The sequence below is a fragment of the Mesorhizobium sp. M7A.F.Ca.CA.001.08.2.1 genome, assembly GCF_003998455.1.
In the GTDB taxonomy this organism is placed as follows: Bacteria; Pseudomonadota; Alphaproteobacteria; order Rhizobiales; family Rhizobiaceae; genus Mesorhizobium; species Mesorhizobium ciceri.
In genome coordinates this window covers 1-6,507 of sequence record NZ_RZPW01000326.1, presented here as the reverse complement: position 1 = coordinate 6,507, position 6,507 = coordinate 1, and the positions used below count along the sequence as shown (strand labels likewise).

The 6,507-nt window shown below is 63.6% G+C and carries 6 protein-coding genes; 4 read left to right on the top strand and 2 right to left on the bottom strand.

All coding sequences use genetic code 11. The features are described 5' to 3' along the window. Both EN914_RS19450 and EN914_RS19445 read left to right on the top strand, forming a co-directional pair. Window positions 1–1,188: sensor histidine kinase (locus EN914_RS19450; protein ID WP_164778802.1), on the top strand; the 1,188-nt coding region annotated here is incomplete at its 5' end. Then, on the top strand, window positions 1,185–1,844 hold the full coding sequence (locus EN914_RS19445; RefSeq protein WP_013528674.1) for a response regulator transcription factor: 660 nt from the start codon (window positions 1,185–1,187) through the stop codon (window positions 1,842–1,844). The genes EN914_RS19450 and EN914_RS19445, both read left to right, overlap by 4 nt. A gap of 305 nt (window positions 1,845–2,149) precedes the next feature. Here EN914_RS19445 and EN914_RS19440 read toward each other — a convergent pair whose 3' ends face one another. Then, complete coding sequence (locus EN914_RS19440; protein WP_024502212.1) at window positions 2,150–2,653, bottom strand: hypothetical protein; 504 nt, start codon at window positions 2,651–2,653, stop codon at window positions 2,150–2,152. Window positions 2,654–3,214: 561 nt separating this feature from the next. Between EN914_RS19440 and EN914_RS19435 the strand changes: the two genes are divergently transcribed. Both EN914_RS19435 and EN914_RS19430 read left to right on the top strand, forming a co-directional pair. After that, window positions 3,215–5,218, top strand: a complete 2,004-nt coding sequence (locus EN914_RS19435; protein WP_024502213.1) for a PhoX family phosphatase — start codon at window positions 3,215–3,217, stop codon at window positions 5,216–5,218. 145 nt (window positions 5,219–5,363) lie between these two features. Further along, entirely contained in the window at window positions 5,364–5,588 is a 225-nt protein-coding gene (locus tag EN914_RS19430) for a hypothetical protein (protein WP_024502214.1), read from the top strand. Here EN914_RS19430 and EN914_RS19425 read toward each other — a convergent pair. Further along, window positions 5,580–6,507: NAD(P)/FAD-dependent oxidoreductase (locus EN914_RS19425; protein ID WP_164778801.1), on the bottom strand; the 928-nt coding region annotated here is incomplete at its 5' end. The two genes, EN914_RS19430 and EN914_RS19425, sit on opposite strands and share 9 nt — an antisense overlap.

The following is a 6,507-nucleotide window of genomic DNA, read 5'->3' as shown; positions in this document are numbered from 1 at the left end:
GACTTGCGCAAGGAGCAGGAGCTCAGCGATTCCGTCAAGCAGGCGCTGGACGAGACGCTTGGCCAGGGCGCGCTCGGCAAGCGCCTCGAATCGTTCATGCTCTGGCGCCGCGACGGGACGGTCCTCTATGCCAAGGAGACGGCCCTGATCGGCCGCCGCTTCGCTCCGAGCGACAATCTGCGTTCCGCTTTCCAAGGCAATGTCGTCGCTGAATTCAATACTTTCGATGAGGATGAGAGCGAGGAGAAGGCGACCGGCTTGCCATTGCTGGAGATCTACAATCCCGTGCGCGAGCCCTGGTCGGGCGAGGTGGTGGCGGTTACCGAGTTCTATGAGATCGCCGACGATTTCCAGGCCACCCTGGCTTCCGCTCTGTGGTCGAGCTGGCTGATCGTGGCCGGCGCGACCCTGGCGGCATTCCTGCTCCTGGCGGGCATCGTCCTGCGCGGCAGCCGCACCATCGACGACCAGCGTGGGGCGCTGCGCCGCCAGGTGTCGGAACTGCAGGGTCTGGTGGCGCAAAACAGTGCCTTGCGACTGCGCGTGCAACAGGCCTCGCGCCGCGCCACCGCGCTCAACGAAAGATATCTGCGCCGCATCGGCGCCGACCTGCATGACGGCCCGGCCCAACTCGTGGCCCTGGCGGCGCTGCGCATGGACAGCCCGATATTTTCCAGCGATGGCCATTCAGGCGCAAGCCGCTCGACCGAGGTCACGATGATTCGCAAGACGCTGGAGGATGCGATGCGCGAAATACGCGGCATCTGCACCGGCCTTGTCCTGCCGCAGATCGAGACGGCTGCCGCAACCGACATTCTGCGGCTGGCCGTCAAGGAACACGAACAGAGGACGGGAACGTCGGTGACGCTGACGCTGGCCGGACAGTTGCCTGAACCCGGCGCCTCCGAGAAGATCAGCATCTATCGTTTCGTCCAGGAAGGGCTGAACAATGCCTATCACCACGGGCTAGGCAAGGATCAGGCGGTGAGTGCCGGGATGAAAGGTGGCAGGCTTTTTGTCGAAGTGTCGGACCGCGGGCCGGGTTTCGATCCGACGGCACGGGTCGAGGGCCTCGGGCTCGCCGGCCTCAGGGAACGGGTCGAAAGCATTGGCGGACAGTTCGAAACCTTGACCGGGCCGCAAGGTACGCGTTTGGTGATCCGTCTGTCGGTCGAGGAGCAAGCATGACTGGGACCATTCGCATCGCCATTGTCGACGATCATCCCCTCTTTCGCGAAGGTGTGACGCGCAGCCTGTCGGAGATCGGAGGCTTCGAGATGGTTGGCGAGGGCGCCACGGCGCAGGATGCCGAACGCCTCGCCGCGACGATGCGGCCCGACATCTTGCTGCTCGACATCTCGATGCCGGGCGGCGGGCTGAGCGCGGTCGCAAGCATCCTCGCCAACCATCCCGCCCAGAAGATCGTCATGCTGACCGTCTCGGAGGCCAATGCCGATGTGACCAAGGCGCTGAACGCAGGGGTGAATGGCTATGTCCTCAAAGGCGTCGGATCGCGCGGCCTCGCCGACATCCTGCGCAATGTCGCAGCCGGCGAAAGCTATCTCTCGCCGACACTATCGGCCCGGCTGCTTTCGGATCTCCAGTCCCAGCAGCCGACCGACGGCTTGGCGGAACGGCTGCGGCAGCTCACCGATCGGCAAACGGAAATCCTGCGGCTGGTGGCGGAGGGGCTGAGCAACAAGGAAGTCGCCTTGCGGCTTGAGCTGCAGGAGAAAACCGTCAAGCATCACATGACCGGAGTGCTGTCGAAGCTCAATGTGCGAAATCGCACCGAAGCGGCCTTGATGATGCGTGAGTGGCGCGACCGCGACAGGCCCTCCTAAAGCATTTCACCGTTTCACGGAAACGGCGAGCTGCTCTAACTCTGTTTTGACGCAATTCCCAAGGGAAAAGCGCTACGCGCATTTCCCGGGAAAACCGCTTCACACTTTTTCTAGAATTGCTCTGGGCAGGTCCGAAGAAATGCGCAGCGGTTTCCCGTCCCGGATTGCGCAAAAGCGCGTCGCGCCTCGGGACCGCAGCCATTGCGGTGCCGAAAACCGGGACGACGCCGGCCGGAAACGAGGTCACCTCCGCCGGGGGGCGGCGGAGGTGACGTGCAAAGCTGACCGTTGCCTGTTGGCCAGCTTCACAAGGCCTTGAGACGATTGGCATCGGCCGGCGTGGCCTGGCGGTCGATGATCGTGCGACCGAGAGCGTCCTTCATGCTGAAACGACCGTTCTCGAGCTTTTCCGTTATGCCGTCGGGATGCCTGACTGTGATCTTGTTGCCGGTCACGTCGACCTTGTCACCGGTCTTTGCATTGACATGGCTCCCGCTCTTACCCTGACTGGATCCTGATTTGCCGTTGTTGCCACTGTTGCCGTTATTGCCGCTGTTGCCGTTATTCCCATTGCCGTTGCCGCTGTTCCCGCTATTGCTTCCGCCGGAATTGCCGCCGTTGCCGCCCCCACTGTTGCCTCCGCCACCACCGCCACCACTGTTACCGCCACCCTTGGCGTATGCGCTGACGGTGTGGATGCCGGAAACGGAGCCGTCCAGGACAATTTGATAGGGCGCAATCGTCAACACCAGCGCCGCTGCCGATTTGAGCGCCAGCCGGCAACAACGGGTCGTGACCGATCTGTGCATTCTGATCTCCGACGACTGAGCCCGGCGCGCCCCACCCCAACGTTGCAGTGCAACCAACATTGCCGAAAGACGCGGCGCCCGGAAGCGACCTCCGACCGTTGCGGTTGTCAACCAGGACCATTGCAAGCGCAAGGTTGGACTAAAGTCCCAAGTATATGCTACATTAGCTTCGCATGAACGGCGCCGTGACCGCCATCGCTAAACGGGAGACTGGCTTTCCCGATGCCTGACGACCGCAGACGCCGAACATCAAGTCACCTCCGCCGGGGGCGGCGGAGGTGACTTGTCGAGGGTGCAGTTGCCCGTTGATCTGTTTTTTGCAAACGACTGATGTCGTCCGCCGTCGCAGGATGCGCGGCCAAGATGCCGCCTAAGGTCTCCTTTCATCTCGAACCGGCGATTCTGGAGCAGTTCCGGTCTGCGGGAATGCTTAGCCAGCGCTGCGCGCAATGCCTGTCGCGTCTGAAAGGTCTCCCGATGTCACGAAAATGTGATCCGGCGATTATAAGGGGGTCAAACAGGTACCCACGCTCCAGCCAATCCAACAGCCAGAGGCAAGCCATGACTGACCTTCGCTCCCCCGACACCCGATTCCGCACCAGCCTGCTCGAGGAAAACGACGGCCCGGCCATCAACGCTTCCGACAACCGCACCATGGGCGAGATCATCGCCGCGCGGTTCTCGCGCCGCGGCTTCCTCAAGGGTTCGCTGGCTGTCTCGGCCATCGCCGCCACCGTCAGCCCGCTGGCGCTGATCAGCGCCGACGAGGCCCGGGCCGCTGAAGGCTCGGCCTTCACGTTCGACGAACTCGAGGCCGGCATCGACGACAAGCACCACGTCGCGCCGGGTTACGATGCCGATGTGCTGCTGCGCTGGGGCGATCCGCTGTTTGCCGATTCGCCCGACTTCGACCCGACGAAACAGTCGGCCGAGGCCCAGGCGAAACAGTTCGGCTACAACAACGATTATGTCGGCTACATCCCGGTCGACGGCTCGGCCGAACATGGCCTGCTGGTGGTCAACCACGAATACACCAATCCGCATCTGATGTTCCCCGGCATCGTGAAGATCGTCGAGAAGGACGGCAAGAAGTCGGCCGAAGTCGCACCCCTCTCGAAGGAGCAGGTCGATGTCGAAATGGCAGCTCACGGCGGCACCATCGTCGAGATCCGCAAGGCATCAGGCAAATGGCAGGTGGTGCGCGACGGCAAGCTCAATCGCCGCATCACCTCCAACACCGAAATGGCGCTGTCCGGTCCGGTTGCCGGCCATGACCGCGTCAAGACCAATGCCGATCCGTCCGGCACCAAGGTGTTCGGCACGTTCAACAATTGCGCCGGCGGCGTCACGCCCTGGGGCACCTATGTGATGGCCGAGGAGAACATCCATGGCTATTTCTCCGGCGAGTTGCCGGAAGGCCACAAGGAAGCCGCGAACTACAAGCGTCTCGGCATTCCCGAAGGCGCCTATGAATGGGCGGCGCATTACGAGCGTTTCGACCTCGCCAAGGAGCCCAATGAGGCCAACCGCTTCGGCTGGATCGTCGAGGTCGATGTCAACGACCCGACCTCGACGCCGAGGAAGCGCACCGCCATGGGCCGCTTCAAGCATGAGGGCGCCGAAGCGATTGTCGCCAGGGACGGCCGCGTCGTCTTCTATCTCGGTGACGACGAGCGCTTCGACTATGTCTACAAGTTCGTGACCAAGGCCGCGTTCGATCCGAACGATCATGCCGCCAACCGGGACCTGCTCGATGATGGCACGCTGCATGTCGCCAGGTTCGCCGAAGATGGCACGGTCGAATGGCTGCCGATCGTCTTCGGCCAGGGACCGCTGACGGCTGAAAACGGTTTCACTGGCCAGGCCGACGTGCTGATCGAGACGCGCCGCGCCGCCGACCTGCTCGGTGCCACCAAGATGGACCGGCCCGAAGACATCCAGCCCAATGCCGTCAACGGCAAGGTCTATGTCATGCTGACCAACAATTCGAAGCGCAAGGCCGACCAGGTAGACGCCGCCAACCCGCGCGCCGAAAACGCCTTCGGCCACATCATCGAGATCGCCGAGGACGGCGGTGATTTCACCGCCGCCAAGGGCAAGTGGGAAGTGCTGCTGAAATGCGGTGATCCGGCGGTTGCCGATGTCGGCGCCACCTTCTCGACGGCAACGACGGCCAATGGCTGGTTCGGCATGCCCGACAATTGCGCGGTCGATTCGGCCGGGCGTCTCTGGGTCGCGACCGACGGCCAAGGCCCGAAAGCCACCGGCCGCACGGATGGTCTGTGGGCGGTGGACACGGAAGGGGCGGCGCGGGCGACCTCGAAACTGTTCTTCCGCGTGCCGATCGGCGCCGAAATGTGCGGTCCGCTGTTTGCGCCCGACGACCAGACCGCCTTCGTCGCCGTCCAGCATCCGGGCGATGGCGGCGAGGACTGGGAAGCGTTCGGCCGCCCGTCCTACTATGAGGATCTGTCGACGCGCTGGCCCGACTTCAAGCCCGACATGCCGGTGCGGCCGTCGGTGGTCGCCATCACCAGACAGGGCGGCGGCAAGATCGCGGTCTGATTGCCCTCCAGCATGGGGCGCAGCAGCGGAGCAGATTTGCACCGCTGCCGCCCTTTGAAGTCGCGGCATGGGGTGAAGTCGGTCAAGCCTCGGGAAAGATTGGCAATTTAAACATGGCGCCCTAGGTCTTTATCAGGAGATCGCCATGTCGAAGTCCGTCTATGACCGTGGCTTGCTCAAGCCAGCCGATATCGCCAAGCTGCAGCGCGTGTTCGACGAGGCCTGCCGGCGGCGCGAGGCACATCCCGATTCCGCCGACGCGCGGGAAATCGCGCTTAACCTGCTCGCCCTGCACAATGCCGGCATGGAGGAAGAGGACATGCTGATGGAGGCCGTCGGTTTCCGGCGGCTGGAACCCAAATCAGCGTGATGCGCCGGGTTGGTGCGAGGCCGACCCCGCAATCCGTTTGGCGATCGCCTTGGCCAGGATGCCGGCATTGGCGAAGCAGCCGCGAATGCTCGGCCGCATGCCGGTGAACCACAGACCGGGCAATTTCGGATCGGCTTGCCCGCCGTTGAAGAGCGGAACGCCCTTGGCGTCGAGCACGCCGAGCTTGCCGACCATCGGCTCCAGCCCGGTGCGGTAGCCTGTCGCGGCAATGACGATGTCAGGATAGATCAGGCTGCCATCGGCCAGGATCACGCCGTCACGGGTGAATTCCCTTATGCCGGGTACGACGGTGATCTTGCCGGCCTTTATGGCGCTGACGGCGCCGTCGTCGGCGGCGATCGCGGTGTAATCCGAGGTCAGGCGGCTGGCGCCGCCCGCAGGCGCGGGCGGCAGGCCGAATTTGGTCAGGTCGCCGAAAGCCAGGCGCTGCGTCGCCGACATCACCGCGTCGGCGACCCGCAACGGCAAGCGAGCCATGAACGGCGAAAGCCGGTGCACGGCGATCTTGCCGATGCGCTTGGGCAGCAGGGCGGGACCGCTGCGGGCCGACAGCCAGATGGCGGCCGTGTCTATGCCGGCCAGATGATTGAGCGCATCGAAACCCGAATTGCCAGCGCCGACGACCAGCACTTTCTGGCCCGCATAGGCCTGTGCGTCACCGAAATCCGCCGAATGGATGATGCGCCCGACGAAATCCTTCATGCCTTTCCATTCGGGAATGAACGGCTGCCTGTCGCGGCCGGTGGCGACGACGACATTGCGGGCCAGCCGCAGGCCAGCGCCGGTCCGTACCGCCCAGTGATCGCCCTTGAAGGCAATCTCTTCGACAGCGACGCCAAACTGCACCGGCAGCCGGTTTTCCTCCCTGAAATCATTCATGTGGCGGATGACGACCGTC

What these genes read in the sequence shown, in the direction of transcription:
- EN914_RS19445 (WP_013528674.1), top strand. Translation starts at nt 1,185, where the DNA reads ATGACTGGGACCATTCGCATCGCCATTGTCGACGATCATCCCCTCTTT.
- EN914_RS19440 (WP_024502212.1), bottom strand. Translation starts at nt 2,653, where the DNA reads ATGCACAGATCGGTCACGACCCGTTGTTGCCGGCTGGCGCTCAAATCG.
- EN914_RS19435 (WP_024502213.1), top strand. Translation starts at nt 3,215, where the DNA reads ATGACTGACCTTCGCTCCCCCGACACCCGATTCCGCACCAGCCTGCTC.
- EN914_RS19430 (WP_024502214.1), top strand. Translation starts at nt 5,364, where the DNA reads ATGTCGAAGTCCGTCTATGACCGTGGCTTGCTCAAGCCAGCCGATATC.